Source organism: Pseudomonas sp. GW823-FHT02C02, from assembly GCF_058797635.1.
In genome coordinates this window covers 302,850-319,574 of record NZ_JBXAJV010000002.1, presented here as the reverse complement: position 1 = coordinate 319,574, position 16,725 = coordinate 302,850, and the positions used below count along the sequence as shown (strand labels likewise).

General features: G+C 60.5%; 14 protein-coding genes. 11 read left to right on the top strand and 3 right to left on the bottom strand.

Annotated elements, in window-relative coordinates; all coding sequences use genetic code 11:
• Window positions 1–113 precede the first annotated feature (113 nt).
• The 11 genes from nuoG to AC1ROI_RS04085 all read left to right on the top strand — a co-directional run bounded on the left by nuoG (window position 114) and on the right by AC1ROI_RS04085 (window position 12,551).
• Window positions 114–2,828, top strand: a complete 2,715-nt coding sequence (nuoG, locus tag AC1ROI_RS04135) for an NADH-quinone oxidoreductase subunit NuoG (protein WP_102595126.1) — start codon at window positions 114–116, stop codon at window positions 2,826–2,828.
• The gene (nuoH, locus tag AC1ROI_RS04130; RefSeq protein ID WP_008146046.1) at window positions 2,825–3,832 is read left to right on the top strand and encodes an NADH-quinone oxidoreductase subunit NuoH; all 1,008 of its coding nucleotides are present in this window, start codon (window positions 2,825–2,827) and stop codon (window positions 3,830–3,832) included. The genes nuoG and nuoH overlap by 4 nt, the downstream gene beginning before the upstream one ends.
• A gap of 12 nt (window positions 3,833–3,844) precedes the next feature.
• A complete protein-coding gene (gene nuoI / locus AC1ROI_RS04125; protein WP_007905075.1) occupies window positions 3,845–4,390 on the top strand; it encodes an NADH-quinone oxidoreductase subunit NuoI in 546 nt (181 codons plus the stop codon).
• A 9-nt stretch (window positions 4,391–4,399) separates the two neighbouring features.
• The gene (nuoJ, locus tag AC1ROI_RS04120) at window positions 4,400–4,903 is read left to right on the top strand and encodes an NADH-quinone oxidoreductase subunit J (protein ID WP_007905076.1); all 504 of its coding nucleotides are present in this window, start codon (window positions 4,400–4,402) and stop codon (window positions 4,901–4,903) included.
• A 2-nt stretch (window positions 4,904–4,905) separates the two neighbouring features.
• The gene (gene nuoK, locus AC1ROI_RS04115) at window positions 4,906–5,214 is read left to right on the top strand and encodes an NADH-quinone oxidoreductase subunit NuoK (protein WP_010458852.1); all 309 of its coding nucleotides are present in this window, start codon (window positions 4,906–4,908) and stop codon (window positions 5,212–5,214) included.
• Window positions 5,211–7,064 carry an NADH-quinone oxidoreductase subunit L gene (gene nuoL / locus AC1ROI_RS04110; RefSeq protein WP_010458850.1) on the top strand — a complete coding sequence of 618 codons (1,854 nt, stop codon included), beginning with the start codon at window positions 5,211–5,213 and terminating at the stop codon, window positions 7,062–7,064. Before nuoK ends, nuoL begins: the two co-directional genes overlap by 4 nt.
• A gap of 40 nt (window positions 7,065–7,104) precedes the next feature.
• On the top strand, window positions 7,105–8,637 hold the full coding sequence (gene nuoM / locus AC1ROI_RS04105; protein WP_010458848.1) for an NADH-quinone oxidoreductase subunit M: 1,533 nt from the start codon (window positions 7,105–7,107) through the stop codon (window positions 8,635–8,637).
• A gap of 7 nt (window positions 8,638–8,644) precedes the next feature.
• Window positions 8,645–10,108 (top strand): NADH-quinone oxidoreductase subunit NuoN, encoded by a 1,464-nt coding sequence (gene nuoN / locus AC1ROI_RS04100; RefSeq protein ID WP_010458846.1) that lies wholly within the window; start codon window positions 8,645–8,647, stop codon window positions 10,106–10,108.
• 288 nt (window positions 10,109–10,396) lie between these two features.
• The gene (locus AC1ROI_RS04095; protein ID WP_102595127.1) at window positions 10,397–10,747 is read left to right on the top strand and encodes a toxin; all 351 of its coding nucleotides are present in this window, start codon (window positions 10,397–10,399) and stop codon (window positions 10,745–10,747) included.
• Window positions 10,737–11,051 carry a helix-turn-helix domain-containing protein gene (locus AC1ROI_RS04090; protein ID WP_010458842.1) on the top strand — a complete coding sequence of 105 codons (315 nt, stop codon included), beginning with the start codon at window positions 10,737–10,739 and terminating at the stop codon, window positions 11,049–11,051. The genes AC1ROI_RS04095 and AC1ROI_RS04090 overlap by 11 nt, the downstream gene beginning before the upstream one ends.
• Before the next feature lie 174 nt (window positions 11,052–11,225).
• Window positions 11,226–12,551, top strand: a complete 1,326-nt coding sequence (locus tag AC1ROI_RS04085; RefSeq protein ID WP_077748738.1) for an OprD family porin — start codon at window positions 11,226–11,228, stop codon at window positions 12,549–12,551.
• A gap of 168 nt (window positions 12,552–12,719) precedes the next feature.
• Here the strand turns inward: AC1ROI_RS04085 and AC1ROI_RS04080 are convergent, their stop codons facing one another.
• The 3 genes from AC1ROI_RS04080 to AC1ROI_RS04070 all read right to left on the bottom strand — a co-directional run bounded on the left by AC1ROI_RS04080 (window position 12,720) and on the right by AC1ROI_RS04070 (window position 16,723).
• On the bottom strand, window positions 12,720–13,052 hold the full coding sequence (locus tag AC1ROI_RS04080; protein WP_077748809.1) for a DUF2790 domain-containing protein: 333 nt from the start codon (window positions 13,050–13,052) through the stop codon (window positions 12,720–12,722).
• A gap of 79 nt (window positions 13,053–13,131) precedes the next feature.
• The gene (locus AC1ROI_RS04075) at window positions 13,132–13,332 is read right to left on the bottom strand and encodes a co-regulatory protein PtrA N-terminal domain-containing protein (protein WP_010458836.1); all 201 of its coding nucleotides are present in this window, start codon (window positions 13,330–13,332) and stop codon (window positions 13,132–13,134) included.
• Between the two features lie 235 nt (window positions 13,333–13,567).
• Complete coding sequence (locus AC1ROI_RS04070; protein ID WP_102595554.1) at window positions 13,568–16,723, bottom strand: CusA/CzcA family heavy metal efflux RND transporter; 3,156 nt, start codon at window positions 16,721–16,723, stop codon at window positions 13,568–13,570.
• Between the last annotated feature and the right edge of the window lie 2 nt (window positions 16,724–16,725).

The window sequence follows — 16,725 nt, the reverse complement described above, 5'->3', positions numbered from 1 at the left end:
TGCCCTTCGCTTTGTCGTGTGATGACGCCGTAAACGGCTGTGTTGATTCACGCGAATAACAAGATTCCATTAGCCACGCCCGCTGACACCGGGCCAACGAAGAACTTTGAACCATGGCCACTATCCACGTAGACGGCAAAGAGCTCGAAGTCGATGGGGCAGACAACCTGTTACAGGCATGTCTGTCGCTAGGCCTCGATATCCCTTATTTCTGCTGGCACCCAGCCCTAGGCAGCGTTGGCGCTTGCCGCCAGTGCGCGGTCAAGCAGTACACCGACGAGAACGACAAGCGTGGTCGGATCGTCATGTCCTGCATGACCCCCGCCACCGACGGCAGCTGGATCTCCATCGACGACGAAGAAGCGAAAGTGTTTCGCGCCAGCGTCGTCGAATGGCTGATGACCAACCACCCTCACGACTGCCCGGTCTGTGAAGAAGGCGGTCACTGCCACCTGCAAGACATGACCGTGATGACCGGCCACAACGAGCGCCGTTATCGCTTCACCAAGCGCACTCACCAGAACCAGCAACTGGGCCCGTTCATTTCCCACGAAATGAACCGCTGCATCGCTTGCTACCGCTGCGTGCGCTTCTATAAGGATTACGCCGGCGGCACCGACCTCGGTGTGTTCGGCGCCCACGACAACGTGTACTTCGGTCGCGTTGAAGACGGCACCCTGGAAAGCGAGTTCTCCGGCAACCTCACCGAGGTCTGCCCGACCGGTGTGTTCACCGACAAGACTCACTCCGAGCGCTACAACCGCAAGTGGGACATGCAGTTCTCGCCGAGCATCTGCCATGGCTGCTCCAGCGGTTGCAACATCTCCCCGGGCGAGCGCTACGGTGAACTGCGTCGTATCGAAAACCGCTTCAACGGTTCGGTCAACCAGTACTTCCTGTGCGACCGTGGCCGTTTCGGCTATGGCTACGTCAACCGCGAAGACCGCCCGCGTCAGCCATTGCTGGCCAACGGCGCCAAGCTGGGCCTGGACGAAGCGCTGGATAAAGCCGCCGACCTGCTGCGTGGTCGCAACATTGTCGGTATCGGTTCGCCACGTGCCAGCCTCGAAAGCAACTACGCGTTGCGCGAACTGGTCGGCGCCGAGCACTTCTACTCCGGTATCGAAGCCGCCGAGCTGGAACGCATTCGCCTGGTCATGCAGGTGTTGAAAGACAGCCCGCTGCCGATCCCGAACATGCGCGACATCGAAGACCACGATGCGATTTTCGTCCTCGGCGAAGACCTGACCCAGACCGCTGCACGTATGGCCCTGTCCCTGCGTCAATCGGTCAAAGGCAAAGCCGAAGACATGGCCGATGCCATGCGCGTTCAGCCTTGGCTCGACGCGGCAGTGAAGAACATCGGTCAGCACGCGCTGAACCCGCTGTTCATCGCCAGCCTGGCTGAAACCAAGCTCGACGACATCGCTGAAGAATGCGTTCACGCCGCTCCAGACGACCTGGCGCGCATCGGTTTCGCCGTGGCTCACGCCCTCGACGCCAGCGCCCCGGCGGTTGAAGGCCTCGATGCTGAAGCCCTCGAACTGGCCAAGCGCATCGCCGACGCCCTGCTCGCGGCCAAGCGCCCGCTGATCATTGCCGGCACTTCCCTGGGCTCCAAAGCCCTGATCGAAGCCGCCGCCAACATCGCCAAAGCCTTGAAGCTGCGCGAGAAGAACGGTTCCATCAGCCTGATCGTGCCAGAGGCCAACAGCCTCGGCCTGGCCATGCTCGGTGGTGACTCGGTCGACGCAGCGCTGCAAGCGGTGATCGACGGCAAGGCCGACGCCCTCGTCGTGCTGGAAAACGATCTGTACACCCGCACCGACAAAGCCAAGGTTGATGCTGCCCTGACCGCCGCGAAAGTGGTGATCGTTGCAGACCATCAGAAAACCGCCACCAGCGATCGCGCGCACCTGGTTCTGCCAGCGGCCAGCTTCGCTGAAGGCGACGGTACGTTGGTCAGCCAGGAAGGTCGCGCCCAGCGCTTCTTCCAGGTGTTCGACCCGACTTACCTCGACGCGAGCATCCTGGTTCACGAAGGCTGGCGCTGGCTGCATGCCCTGCGCGCCACCCTGTTGAACCAGCCGATCGACTGGACCCAACTGGACCACGTCACCGCCGCCGTCGCCGCCTGCACACCGCAACTGGCGGGCATCGTCGACGCTGCGCCGTCCGCCGCGTTCCGTATCAAAGGCCTGAAACTGGCTCGCGAACCGCTGCGTTACTCCGGCCGTACCGCCATGCGCGCCGACATCAGCGTGCACGAACCGCGTACTTCCCAGGACATCGACACCGCGTTCTCCTTCTCCATGGAAGGTTACTCGGGCTCGGTCGAACCGCGTCAGCAAGTGCCATTCGCCTGGTCTCCGGGCTGGAACTCGCCGCAAGCCTGGAACAAGTTCCAGGACGAAGTCGGTGGTCACATCCGCGCTGGCGACCCAGGCACCCGCCTGATCGAAAGCACCGGTGATTCGCTGAACTGGTTCGCGGCTGTTCCACGTGCATTCAACCCGGCGCCGGGCACCTGGCAGGTTGTGCCGTTCTTCCACCTGTTCGGCAGCGAAGAGACCTCTTCCAAAGCCGCGCCGGTTCAGGAACGCATCCCGGCCGCTTATGTGTCGCTGGCCAAATCCGAAGCCGATCGCCTGGGTGTCAATGACGGCGCCCTGCTCAGCTTGAACGTGGCTGGCCAGACCTTGCGTCTGCCGCTGCGCATCAACGAAGAGCTGGGTGCCGGTCTGGTCGCACTGCCGGCCGGTATCGCCGGCATTCCGCCAGCGATCTTTGGCAAAACCGTTGACGGTCTGCAGGAGGCAGCTCAATGACCTGGTTCACGCCTGAAGTGATTGACGTGATCATCGCGGTCCTCAAGGCCATCGTGATTCTGCTCGCCGTGGTGGTGTGCGGCGCGCTGCTGAGCTGGGTCGAGCGTCGTCTGCTCGCCCTCTGGCAGGACCGTTACGGTCCGAACCGCGTCGGCCCGTTCGGCGCATTCCAGATTGCAGCCGACATGATCAAGATGTTCTTCAAGGAAGACTGGACGCCACCGTTCGCCGACAAGGTGATCTTCACCCTGGCACCGGTCGTGGCCATGAGCGCCTTGCTGATTGCCTTCGCGATCATCCCGATCACCCCGACCTGGGGTGTGGCGGACATCAACATCGGCATCCTGTTCTTCTTCGCCATGGCCGGTCTGTCGGTCTACGCGGTGCTGTTCGCCGGCTGGTCCAGCAACAACAAGTTCGCCCTGCTGGGCAGCTTGCGGGCCTCGGCGCAAACCGTGTCGTACGAAGTGTTCATGGGCCTGTCGCTGATGGGCATCGTGATCCAGGTCGGCTCGTTCAACATGCGCGACATCGTTGAATACCAGGCGCAGAACCTGTGGTTCGTGATTCCGCAGATCTTCGGTTTCCTGACCTTCTTCATCGCCGGCGTCGCCGTGACTCACCGTCACCCGTTCGACCAGCCGGAAGCGGAACAGGAACTGGCCGACGGTTACCACATTGAATATGCCGGCATGAAATGGGGCATGTTCTTCGTCGGCGAGTACATCGGCATCGTGTTGATTTCGGCGCTGCTGGTGACCTTGTTCTTCGGTGGCTGGCACGGTCCGTTCGGCATTCTGCCGCAGATCCCGTTCATCTGGTTCGCGCTGAAAACCGCGTTCTTCATCATGTTCTTCATCCTGCTGCGCGCCTCGATCCCGCGCCCACGGTATGACCAAGTGATGGATTTCAGCTGGAAGTTCTGCCTGCCGCTGACCCTCGTCAACATGCTGGTGACCGCTGCGATCGTGTTGCTCAACACGCCCGCCGTCGCGGCTCAGTGAGGATAGAGAATCATGAAGTACATATTTGACATCGTGCATGGCTTCTTCACCCAGCTTCGCAGCCTGGTGATGATCTTCGGCCATGCCTTCCGCAAGCGCGACACGCTGCAGTACCCGGAAGAAGCCGTGTACCTGCCGCCGCGCTTCCGTGGCCGTATCGTCCTGACCCGCGACCCTGATGGCGAAGAGCGTTGTGTCGCCTGCAACCTGTGCGCCGTGGCGTGCCCGGTTGGCTGCATCTCGCTGCAGAAAGCTGAAACCGAAGACGGTCGCTGGTACCCGGACTTCTTCCGCATCAACTTCTCGCGCTGCATTTTCTGCGGCCTCTGCGAGGAAGCCTGCCCGACCACCGCGATCCAGCTGACACCGGATTTCGAGATGGCCGAGTTCAAACGTCAGGACCTGGTTTACGAGAAAGAAGATCTGCTGATCTCCGGCCCCGGCAAAAACCCTGATTACAACTTCTATCGTGTTGCAGGTATGGCGATTGCCGGGAAGCCTAAAGGCTCCGCGCAGAATGAAGCCCAGCCGATCAACGTGAAGAGCTTGCTGCCTTAAGGAAGAAAGATGGAATTCGCTTTCTATTTCGCATCGGGTATCGCTGTGGTGTCCACGCTTCGCGTGATCACCAACACTAACCCTGTGCACGCCCTGCTCTACCTGATCATTTCGCTGATCGCCGTGGCCATGACGTTCTTCGCCCTCGGCGCACCGTTTGCCGGTGTGCTGGAAGTGATCGCCTACGCTGGCGCCATCATGGTGCTGTTCGTGTTCGTGGTGATGATGCTGAACCTGGGCCCGGCCTCGGTTCAGCAAGAGCGCGTCTGGCTCAAGCCCGGCATCTGGCTCGGCCCGGTCGCCCTCGGCACCCTGCTGCTGGTTGAACTGTTGTACGTACTGTTCAGCGACGCCAGCGGCCAGGCCATCGGCCACACCACCGTAGACGCCAAGGCCGTGGGCATCAGCCTGTTCGGTCCTTATCTGCTGGTGGTCGAACTCGCCTCGATGCTGCTGCTTGCCGCAGCCGTCACGGCGTTCCACTTGGGCCGCAACGAAGCCAAGGAGCAATGACGATGCCTGCTATCCCTTTGGAGCATGGTCTGGCGGTCGCCGGCATCTTGTTCTGCCTCGGTCTGGTCGGCCTGATGGTCCGGCGCAACATTCTCTTCGTGCTGATGAGCCTGGAGATCATGATGAATGCCTCCGCCTTGGCCTTCATCGTCGCCGGTAGCCGCTGGGGTCAGCCGGATGGACAGATCATGTTCATCCTGGTGATCAGCCTGGCAGCCGCCGAGGCCAGTATTGGCCTGGCGATTCTGTTGCAGCTGTATCGCCGCTTCCACACTCTCGATATCGACGCTGCCAGCGAGATGCGCGGATGAATCTTCTCTATCTGACTTTCGTATTCCCTCTCATAGGTTTCCTGCTGCTGTCGTTCTCACGCGGCCGCTTCTCGGAAAACCTTTCGGCGCTGATTGGCGTCGGTTCCATCGGCTTGTCTGCCATTGTCACGGCCTACGTGATCTGGCAATTCAACGTCGCCCCGCCTGAAGGCGGTCACTACACGCAAGTGTTGTGGCAGTGGATGGCGGTGGAAGGCTTCACGCCGAACTTCGCGCTGTACCTGGATGGCCTGTCCGTAACCATGCTCGGCGTGGTCGTCGGTGTCGGCTTCCTGATCCACCTGTTTGCGTCCTGGTACATGCGCGGTGAAGCCGGTTACTCGCGCTTCTTCGCCTACACCAACCTGTTTATCGCCAGCATGCTGTTCCTGGTCCTGGGCGATAACCTGTTGTTCCTGTACTTCGGTTGGGAAGGCGTGGGCCTGTGCTCGTACCTGTTGATCGGTTTCTACTACAGCAACCGCAACAACGGTAACGCGGCACTCAAAGCCTTCATCGTGACCCGTATCGGCGACGTGTTCATGGCGATCGGCCTGTTCATCCTGTTCCAACAGTTGGGCACGCTGAACATCCAGGAACTGCTGGTGCTGGCACCGCAGAAATTCCAGGCCGGCGACTTCTGGATGGTCATGGCCACCCTGATGCTGCTGGGCGGCGCTGTCGGTAAATCCGCGCAACTGCCACTGCAAACCTGGCTGGCGGACGCAATGGCCGGTCCTACCCCTGTTTCGGCACTGATCCACGCCGCAACGATGGTGACCGCGGGCGTCTACCTGATTGCCCGTACCCACGGCCTGTTTGCGTTGGCGCCGGACATCCTGCAGCTCGTTGGCATCGTCGGCGGCGTGACCCTGGTACTCGCCGGTTTTGCCGCACTGGTCCAGACCGACATCAAACGTATCCTCGCCTACTCGACCATGAGCCAGATCGGCTACATGTTCCTGGCGCTGGGCGTTGGCGCATGGGATGGCGCGATTTTCCACCTGATGACCCACGCCTTCTTCAAGGCACTGTTGTTCCTTGCGTCCGGTGCGGTGATCGTTGCCTGCCACCACGAGCAGAACATCTTCAAGATGGGCGGCCTGTGGAAGAAACTGCCGCTGGCCTACGCCAGCTTCATCGTCGGCGGCGCGGCACTGTCCGCCCTGCCACTGGTGACCGCAGGCTTCTACTCCAAGGACGAAATCCTCTGGGAAGCGTTTGCCAGCGGCAACCACGGTCTGCTCTACGCAGGTCTGGTCGGCGCGTTCATGACTTCGCTGTACACCTTCCGCCTGATCTTCATCGCGTTCCACGGTGAAGCGAAGACTGAAGCGCACGCCGGTCACGGCATCGCTCACTGGTTGCCGCTGTCGGTGCTGATCGTGCTGTCGACCTTCGTCGGCGCCATGATCGTTCCGCCACTGCACGGCGTGCTGCCGGAAAGCGTCGGCCATGCCGGCGGCGAAGCCAAGCACAGCCTGGAAATCGCCTCGGGCGCCATCGCCCTGGCCGGTATCCTGCTGGCCGCGCTGCTGTTCCTCGGCAAGCGTCGTTTCGTCACTGCAATCGCCAACAGCGGCATCGGCCGCTTCCTTTCGGCCTGGTGGTTCGCTGCCTGGGGCTTCGACTGGATCTACGACAAACTGTTCGTCAAGCCATACCTTGCGATCAGCCACGCACTGCGCAAAGACCCGCTCGACCAGACCATCGGTCTGATCCCGCGTATGGCCAAAGGCGGTCACACCGCCCTGAGCCGTACCGAAACCGGTCAACTGCGTTGGTACGCGGCATCGATGGCAGCCGGCTCCGTGCTGGTCATCGGCGCCATCGTGCTGGTAGCGGTCTGAATATGAACCTTGCGAACTTGCGAAAGGAATTGAGCCCGTCATGATTCTGCCTTGGCTAATCCTGATCCCCTTCATCGGCGGCCTGCTGTGCTGGATGGGTGAGCGCTTCGGCGCTACCCTCCCCCGCTGGATTGCGCTGTTGACCATGACCCTGGAACTCGCGCTCGGCCTCTGGCTGTGGGCCCACGGTAATTATTCATTTGCTCCGGCGCCTGGCGCCGATCCGACCTGGGCGCTTGAGTTCAAGCACATCTGGATCGAGCGCTTCGGCATCAGCGTGCACCTGGCGCTCGATGGCCTGTCGCTGCTGATGATCCTGCTGACCGGTCTGCTGGGTATCCTCTCGGTACTCTGCTCGTGGAAAGAGATCCAGCGTCACGTTGGCTTCTTCCACTTGAACCTGATGTGGATCCTGGGCGGTGTCGTCGGCGTGTTCCTCGCCCTCGACCTGTTCATGTTCTTCTTCTTCTGGGAAATGATGCTGGTGCCGATGTACTTCCTCATCGCGCTCTGGGGTCACAGTTCTTCGGACGGCAAGAAAACCCGGATCTACGCGGCGACCAAGTTCTTCATCTTCACTCAGGCGTCCGGCCTGATCATGTTGGTGGCGATCCTGGGTCTGGTGTTGGTCAACTTCAACAGCACTGGCGTGATCACGTTCAACTACGCCGACCTGCTGAAAACCAAGATGTCGCTCACCACCGAGTACATCCTGATGCTCGGCTTCTTCATCGCCTTCGCGGTGAAGCTGCCGGTGGTGCCGTTCCACTCCTGGCTGCCTGACGCTCATGCCCAGGCACCAACCGCAGGTTCGGTCGACCTGGCCGGTATCTTGTTGAAGACGGCGGCTTACGGTCTGCTGCGTTTCGCCCTGCCGCTGTTCCCGAATGCCTCGGCCGAGTTCGCGCCGATTGCCATGACCCTGGGTCTGATCGGGATCTTCTACGGTGCGTTCCTGGCCTTCGCCCAAACCGACATCAAGCGTCTGATCGCCTACTCCTCCGTTTCCCACATGGGCTTCGTGTTGATCGGCATCTACTCCGGCAGCCAACTGGCGCTGCAGGGCGCGGTGATGCAGATGCTGGCGCACGGTCTGTCGGCCGCGGCACTCTTTATCCTCAGCGGTCAGTTGTACGAACGCACCCACACCCGCGACATGCGTGAAATGGGTGGCCTGTGGTCGAAGATCGCTTACCTGCCAGCCATCAGCCTGTTCTTTGCCGCCGCGTCCCTGGGCTTGCCGGGTACCGGTAACTTTGTGGGTGAGTTCCTGATCCTGATCGGCACGTTCCCGGCCGCCCCATGGATCACGATCATCGCGACGTCCGGTCTGGTGTTCGGTTCGGTCTACTCGCTGATCATGATCCACCGTGCCTACTTCGGCCCGTCCAAATCGGACGCGGTGCTGCATGGCATGGATGGTCGCGAACTGATCATGGTGGTCGGTCTGGCGGCACTGCTGATTTACATCGGCGTGTACCCGCAACCGTTCCTCGATACCTCTGCTGCGACGATGCATGGCGTGCAGCAATGGCTCGGCACCGCCTTCACTCAACTCGCTTCGGCCCGGTAAGAGCGCTATGGAATTCACGACTCAACACTTTATTGCGCTTGCGCCGTTGTTGATCACCAGCGCCACGATCATCGTGGTGATGCTGGCGATTGCCTGGCGCCGCAACCACTCACAGACCTTCCTGATCTCCGTGGCGGGTCTGAACCTGGCGTTGCTGTCGATCCTGCCAGCCCTGAAAGTCGCGCCCCTGGCCGTGACTCCGTTGCTGCAGATCGACACCTTCGCTTGCCTGTACATGGCGCTGATCCTGGTCGCCACCCTCGCCTGTGTAACCCTCGCCCACGCCTACCTTGGCGATGGCGGTTCGGGTTACCCGGGCAACCGTGAAGAACTTTACCTGCTGATCCTGATGGCCGCCGCCGGTGGCCTGGTCCTGGTCAGCGCGCAGCACCTGGCCGGGTTGTTCATCGGCCTGGAACTGCTTTCGGTGCCGGTCTACGGTCTGGTGGCGTATGCCTTCTTCAACAAGCGCTCGCTGGAAGCCGGTATCAAGTACATGGTGCTGTCGGCGGCCGGTTCGGCGTTCCTGTTGTTCGGTATGGCCCTGCTGTACGCCGACTCCGGCAGCCTGAGCTTCGTCGGTATCGGCCAGGCCCTCGCGGCCACCGGCCTGCCAAGCTCGCTGGCACAACTGGGCCTGGGCATGATGCTGATCGGTCTGGCGTTCAAACTGTCGCTGGTACCGTTCCACCTCTGGACCCCGGACGTCTACGAAGGTGCTCCGGCACCGGTGGCGGCGTTCCTGGCGACCGCGTCCAAAGTGGCCGTGTTCGCGGTGATGGTGCGTCTGTTCCAGATCTCCCCGGCGGCAAGCAGCGGTGTGCTGAGCGACGTGCTGACCATCATCGCCATTGCGTCGATCCTGTTCGGTAACCTGCTGGCACTGACCCAGAGCAACCTCAAGCGTCTGCTGGGTTACTCGTCCATCGCTCACTTCGGTTACCTGCTGATTGCCCTGGTGGCAAGCAAGGGTCTGGCCGTGGAAGCCATCGGCGTGTACCTGGTCACCTACGTCATCACCAGCCTCGGCGCGTTCGGCGTGATCACGCTGATGTCCTCGCCGTACAACGGCCGTGACGCCGACGCCCTGTACGAGTACCGCGGCCTGTTCTGGCGCCGTCCGTACCTGACCGCCGTCATGACCGTGATGATGCTGTCCCTGGCCGGTATCCCGCTCACCGCGGGCTTCATCGGCAAGTTCTACATCATCGCCACCGGTGTCGAGTCGCACCAATGGTGGCTGGTCGGTTCCCTGGTACTGGGCAGCGCCATCGGCGTCTTCTACTACCTGCGCGTCATGGTCACCTTGTACCTGATCGAACCGAACCTGCGTCGCCACGATGCGCAACTGCACTGGGAACAACGTGCAGGCGGCGTGATGCTGCTGGCCATCGCTCTGGTGGCATTCTTCCTCGGCGTCTACCCGCAGCCATTGCTGACCCTGGTTCAGCAGGCGGGTCTGGCGGGCTGATCGCATAGCGACACTCGGTAGAAAACAGAAACGGTACCTTCGGGTGCCGTTTTTGCGTTTGTGGGGTCGTGATGTTCAGGCATCGTTTTATGCACCGCCTCAGAGGTCAGTCCCACTGCGAAGTATCCCCTCTCTTTTATCGAACGCTCTTACCGCACGGGTCGATTCGTCCTACAGGTGTTTTTACAAGCGGGGTCTACCGTTGAAATCGGGAACGAAAAGGATGGCGTCGATGCCTTGACCGATTCGATTATCGAGACAAAGCTATACGTAGGTAGCGTACAGAACATGGATGCTCTTTTCATCGAATTACGTATGTTCCAGAAACATCGAGACGAGTACCTGGATTACGATCTGTTTCGCAGCTTTCAACTGAAGTTGCTGAAGAATCCAGAAGCGGGCGATCTCATTGAGGGCACCGGTGGGCTGCGCAAAATCCGCTTCTGCGATCAACGACGAGGCAAGGGCAAGCGCGGCGGATTGCGGGTGATTTATTACGGGTGGTCAGGCTTCGATCAATTCTGGCTGTTCACCGTGTATAGCAAAAACGAGCAAGACGACCTGTCGCCCTCCCAGAAAAACATTTTCAGACAAGCGCTAGATAGAGAAATCAACACGAGATCCCACTATGAAACGTGACATTTTTTCCGAACTGATGGATGGCCTCGAAGCGCTGGCCGAAGAGCGCCAAGGCAAGATCACTCTGCGCACCCACAAGGTCCAGCTGCCAAAACTGATGCCCATCACGGCCGAGGAAGTGGTTGCCATACGCCAACAGCTCAACCTCTCCCGGCCAGTGTTCGCCATGTATCTGCGCACCAACACCCGAACCCTTGAGAACTGGGAACAGGGACGGGCAATACCCAATGCCCAAGCCACGACCCTGATACGTCTGGTTGAACGCTTTCCGCAGACAATCGAACAGCTCGCAGCCCTGACCTGAATGCTCAGGGCTGTTACTCCAGCCACATAACGAAATTGTAATTCCCCCATCACCTTGGCGTTATCCGCAGCTTGCAACGATGTCACCCGGCGACCATGCCGGCGGGCCTTCTCCGCCGAACAATAAAACCCACGCCGAAGCACGTTCCCGTCTGCCGAACCCAAGGAGTGATTGATGGTTAACAATACAAAAATGTCGATGGCCGCTTTAGCGGTGGTGGTCGGCTCCGGACCGTCCATGGTAATGGCGGATGATAAAGCCGAAGGGTTTATCGAGGGCAGCAGCCTGACGGTGCTCAACCGTAATTTCTACTTCAACCGTGATCACCGCAATGGCCAGTCCAGCCCCACCGGCAATGGTTATTCAGAAACCTGGGCCCATGCAGTGATCAGCAAGTTCGAATCCGGGTTTACCCAAGGCACTGTCGGCGTCGGTGTCGATGCGTTTGCGATGATCGGCTTGAAGCTCGACACCGGTGACGGGCGCAACGGTGGCCGTAGTTCGTTTGATGTGCTGCCCGTCAACAGTGATGGCGAGGCGCGGGACGAGTACACCAAGGTCGGTGGAGCCGCCAAAGTGCGAGCCTTCGATACGGTGGTCAAGGTCGGTGACGTGTTCCCGGCCAACCCGGTGGTGGCGGCAGGTGACTCGCGATTGCTGCCGGAGAGCTTTCGCGGTGTGACGGCGGTCAACACCAGCCTCGAGGGTCTGTCGGTTCAGGGCGGTCGGCTGCATGCGATGAGCCAACCCGTGTCCAGCGATATGCGCGAGAACTTCGCCACGTTTTATGCCGGCCCGGTCAATTCGCCATGGATCGCTTACGGTGGCGGCGACTATGCACTGAACAAGAACCTCAGCTTCAGCCTGTACTCCAGCCGCCTCAAGGATGCCTGGAATCAGTACTACGCCGGCACTGCCTGGACCTATCCGCTATCGGATGACCTGTCACTGTTTGGCGGCCTGAACTATTACAAGGCGGTCGACGAAGGCAAACAACTGCTCGGCAAGTTCGACAACAACATCTGGAGCGGCCGGGTCGGCGTGAAACTCGGCGCGCACTCCGTTGCGCTTTCACACCAGCGCAACAACGGCAACGACGACTTCGATTACCTGCGTCAATCCGACTCGATCTTCCTCGACAACTCCATCCAGTACAACGACTTCAACTCGCCCAAGGAACGTTCGTGGATGGCGCGCTACGACCTCGACATGACTACTTACGGCGTACCGGGGCTCTCGTTCATGACTCGTTACGCCCGAGGCACCGACGCCGATTACACCAACGCCAACGCCGTGTACATGCGCCGCGATGCTGACGGCAATCCACTGACCGACCAGAAGCGCTGGGAACGTGACGTCGAAGTCAAATACGTGGTGCAGAGTGGTTCGATGAAAGACCTGTCGCTGCGTTTGCGCCAGGCCACGACGCGCGCCACGGCATTTGAATCGGATTTGAATGAAGTGCGGGTGATTGTCGAGTACCCGTTGGCGATTCTCTGATCAAGCGGCTGATACACATTCACCTTTAGAAGCTCCTTGCTCCTTTGGTAAGAGGTGAATCTTTGGCGTCCTTCGGGGCGCGTTTTTTATGCCTGAGTAAAACCTGCAGGCGTTGCCGAAGGTTCGGCAGCGCCTGCAGGGAATCCGGCCCTGGCCATCAGGGCGGTGTCAGCTGCCGCGATTGCGGCAATCCCCCGCCACGGTGTATCTGATGGTGTTGAGTTGGCCTTTCGAGTCTTCATAGGTCATGGCGGCAGGCACCACAGCGCAAGCCACTTGCGGACGCACAACGCTGACCACTTTAGCCACGTCCAGCTTCATTCCGTATTCGTAGTCCTTGACCTGCGGCGCCGGTTTTCCCTGGTTGGCCGCGTACTGCTCCATGGCTTTGGTGTTAGCACTCAGCGCCCGCTCGAACGTCCGGTCACCACCCCCCTCGGCAAACACATTCAGGGACATCGCCAGCATGCCGGCGAACGTCATCAACTGAAGTACTTTCATATCCACTCCCTTCCAATCCTGGCTCAAAAAAAAGCCCGGCATCGGGACTCGATGACAGGCCTGTTCAAGTGCGATGCGCTTACAAGTCGTTGGTGTTGTCGTCTTTCTTTTCATTGACGACGACCGGGTCGCGCGCCTTTTCCTTTGCGACGAACAGCTCTACGGATCGGTCATTGGCAGTCATCATGCGTTGGAACGTTCGGTCACCGCCGCCTTCGGCCAAGGCCAGAGAAGACATCGCCAACGCTGCTGCAAAGGTACTGATGTGTGCAAATTTCATGTTTGATTCCTCGTTTGGTAGCTGACGGAATCAAGGTAACAATCCGAACCTTTCGTGACGGTGGCGCACAAATTACATATCCGTTATGTGGGGTAGGCAGGTCAGGCCTGAGAAAGAACTGTGGCGAGGGAGCTTGCTCCCGCTGGGGCGCGAAGCGGCCCCCGCTCTTCATCTGAAAAGCGGGGCCTGCTGCGCAGTCCAGCGGGAGCAAGCTCCCTCGCCACAGGGTTTGTGTTCACGGTTGGGTGGGGATCGTGTCCTCATCGCGGCGATGGGCGAGCTGATACAACGCCGGCAAGATCAGCAACGTCAGGATGGTGGAGGACAGGATTCCACCGATCACTACGGTTGCGAGCGGTCGCTGCACTTCCGCGCCAGTACCGGTCGCCAGGGCCATCGGAATAAAGCCCAGGGACGCCACCAGCGCCGTCATCAACACCGGGCGCAAACGTGTCAGCGCTCCAACGTTGATCGCATCAGACAGTGAACGCCCCTCCTCCCGCAGGTTGCGGATGAACGCGATCATCACCAGCCCGTTAAGCACCGCGACCCCCGACAGCGCGATGAAGCCCACCCCCGCCGAGATCGACAACGGAATATCCCGCAACCACAGCGCCATGACCCCGCCGGTCAACGCAAACGGAATCCCGGTGAACACCAGCAAGCCATCCTTGAGGTTGTTGAACATCATGAACAGCAACCCGAACACCAGCAGCAACGCCACCGGCACCACGATCCGCAGGCGCTTGGCCGCCGATTGCAGTTGCTCGAACTGCCCGCCCCAACTTGTCCAGTAACCCGCGGGCACCTGCACCTCTCGCTCGATCACCTCGCCCGCCTCTGCGACGAACGAACCGATATCGCGCCCGCGCACGTTGGCGCTGACGATCACCAGGCGCTTGCCGTTCTCACGGCTGACCTGATTGGGTCCCAGCACCAGATCAAGGCTGGCGACTTCCTTCAAGGCAATAAAACCAATCTGATCGGCCGCGGCATTGAGCGGTGCCGGCACCGGAATCAACAGCGCCGACAAACCGTCGATGTCCTTGCGCATGGCATCGGACAATCGCACCACCATGTCGAACCGTCGGTCGCCCTCATACAGCGTGCCGGCCTGACGCCCACCCACCGCGACGGCAATGGTGTCCTGCACATCGCCGATGTTGAGCCCGTAACGCGCTGCCTTGTCGCGGTCGATGTTAATGGTCAGCACCGGCAGCCCGGTGGTTTGTTCGACCTTGACCTCGGACGCACCGTTGACCTTCTGCATCGCGGCGGCAATCTTCGCTGCCGTGGCGTTGAGCACGTCCATGTCATCGCCGAACACTTTGACCGCGACGTCGCTGCGCACACCGGAGATCAGTTCGTTGAAGCGCAACTGGATCGGCTGCGACAGTTCATAGTTGCTGCCCGGCAACGTCGCGGCGGCCTGCTGCAGTTGCGCCATCAGGGTTTCGCGAGACTTGCCCGGGTCCGGCCATTGCTCTTTTGGCTTGAGCATCACGTAGCTGTCGGAGATGTTCGGCGGCATCGGGTCGGAGGCGATTTCCGCGGTGCCGGTGCGGGCGAACACCCGCTCGACTTCCGGCACTTTGTTGAGGATCAACGTCTCCAGACGCTGCTGCATGTCCACCGATTGCGTGAGGCTGGTGCCCGGCACGCGCAAGGCTTGCAGGGCGAAATCACCTTCGCTGAGGCTCGGCACAAACTCGCTGCCCATGCGGCTGGTCAGCACGCCGCTGAGCACGATCACACCCAGCGCTGCGCCCACCGCCACGGTGCGATGGTTCATCACCCACGCCAGCGCCGGCGCATACACCCGGCGCGCACCGCGCATCACGATGCCCTCTTCTTCCTTGACCTTGCCGGTGACAAACAACGCAATCGCCGCCGGCACAAAGGTCACCGACAGCAGCATGGCGCCGAGCAACGCGATCACCACCGTGAACGCCATCGGGTGGAACATTTTCCCTTCGACGCCGCTCAAGGCGAAGATCGGCAGGTACACGACCATGATGATCAACTGGCCGAATATCAGCGGTCTCCGCGCCTCTTTGGCCGCCGCAAACACTTCATGGAAGCGCTCGGAACGGGTCAGCAAACGCCCGTGATGCTGCTGTGCATGGGCCAGCCGTCGCAGGGTGTTTTCGACAATCACCACCGCGCCGTCGACGATGATGCCGAAGTCGAGTGCCCCCAGGCTCATCAGGTTGGCGCTGACCTTGTTGCTGAACATGCCGGTGAAAGTGAACAGCATCGACAGCGGAATCACCATCGCGGTAATCAATGCCGCACGGATGTTGCCCAGGAACAGGAACAGAATTGCGATCACCAGAATCGCACCTTCAATCAGGTTCTTTTTCACGGTAGCGATGGCTTTGTCCACGAGGTGCGTGCGGTCGTACACCGGCACCGCGATCACGCCTTTGGGCAGCGATCGGTTGATCTGTTCCAGCTTGCTGGCGACGGCCTGGGACACGGTGCGGCTGTTTTCGCCGATCAGCATGAACACGGTGCCGAGCACCACTTCACGGCCGTTCTCCGTGGCCGCGCCGCTGCGTAGTTCGCGGCCGATGTCCACGGTGGCGACGTTCTTCACCCGGATCGGCGTGCCATCGACGTTGGCCATGACGATATTGGCGATGTCCTCGGTGCTCGCCACTTGTCCCGGCGCACGAATCAGCAACTGCTCACCGCTGCGCTCGATGTACCCGGCGCCGACGTTGGCGTTATTGCGCTCAAGCGCCGTGATCAGGTCGGTGAGGGTCAGCTTGTACGCCGCCAGCCGTTTCAGATCGGGAGCGATCTGGTATTCCTTGGCAAAGCCGCCGATGGTGTTGATCTCGGCCACACCAGGGACGTTGCGCAGTTGCGGCTTGATGATCCAGTCCTGAATCACCCGCAGATCCGTCGGGGTGTAGGCGCTACCGTCGTCCTTGAGCGCACCGTCTCTGGCTTCCACGGTCCACAGGAAAATTTCGCCGAGGCCGGTGGAAATCGGCCCCATCACCGCTTCGGTGCCCTCGGGCAATTGCTCCTTGGCGATCTGCAACCGCTCGTTGACCAATTGCCGGGCGAAGAACAGGTCGGTGCCGTCCTTGAAAATCACCGTGACTTGCGACAGCCCCGAACGCGACAGCGAACGGGTCTGTTCCAGCGCCGGCAGACCGGCCATGGCGGTTTCAATCGGGAAGGTGATGCGCTGCTCGGTTTCCAGCGGCGAGAACCCGGCGGCGCCGGTGTTGATTTGCACCTGGACATTGGTGATGTCGGGCACGGCGTCGATCGGCAGTTTTTGATAACTGGCGATCCCGAGGCCGGCCATGAGCAAAACGGCGAGCAGCACGATAATGCGCTGCTCGATGGCAAACTGGATCAGGCGTTCAAACATGA

Coding starts and splice junctions, on each gene's coding strand:
- nuoN (WP_010458846.1), top strand. CDS start 8,645: ATGGAATTCACGACTCAACACTTTATTGCGCTTGCGCCGTTGTTGATC.
- AC1ROI_RS04090 (WP_010458842.1), top strand. CDS start 10,737: ATGAAACGTGACATTTTTTCCGAACTGATGGATGGCCTCGAAGCGCTG.
- AC1ROI_RS04075 (WP_010458836.1), bottom strand. CDS start 13,332: ATGAAATTTGCACACATCAGTACCTTTGCAGCAGCGTTGGCGATGTCT.
- AC1ROI_RS04085 (WP_077748738.1), top strand. CDS start 11,226: ATGGTTAACAATACAAAAATGTCGATGGCCGCTTTAGCGGTGGTGGTC.
- nuoM (WP_010458848.1), top strand. CDS start 7,105: ATGATTCTGCCTTGGCTAATCCTGATCCCCTTCATCGGCGGCCTGCTG.
- nuoH (WP_008146046.1), top strand. CDS start 2,825: ATGACCTGGTTCACGCCTGAAGTGATTGACGTGATCATCGCGGTCCTC.
- AC1ROI_RS04070 (WP_102595554.1), bottom strand. CDS start 16,723: ATGTTTGAACGCCTGATCCAGTTTGCCATCGAGCAGCGCATTATCGTG.
- nuoL (WP_010458850.1), top strand. CDS start 5,211: ATGAATCTTCTCTATCTGACTTTCGTATTCCCTCTCATAGGTTTCCTG.
- nuoI (WP_007905075.1), top strand. CDS start 3,845: ATGAAGTACATATTTGACATCGTGCATGGCTTCTTCACCCAGCTTCGC.
- nuoJ (WP_007905076.1), top strand. CDS start 4,400: ATGGAATTCGCTTTCTATTTCGCATCGGGTATCGCTGTGGTGTCCACG.
- nuoG (WP_102595126.1), top strand. CDS start 114: ATGGCCACTATCCACGTAGACGGCAAAGAGCTCGAAGTCGATGGGGCA.
- nuoK (WP_010458852.1), top strand. CDS start 4,906: ATGCCTGCTATCCCTTTGGAGCATGGTCTGGCGGTCGCCGGCATCTTG.
- AC1ROI_RS04095 (WP_102595127.1), top strand. CDS start 10,397: ATGGATGCTCTTTTCATCGAATTACGTATGTTCCAGAAACATCGAGAC.
- AC1ROI_RS04080 (WP_077748809.1), bottom strand. CDS start 13,052: ATGAAAGTACTTCAGTTGATGACGTTCGCCGGCATGCTGGCGATGTCC.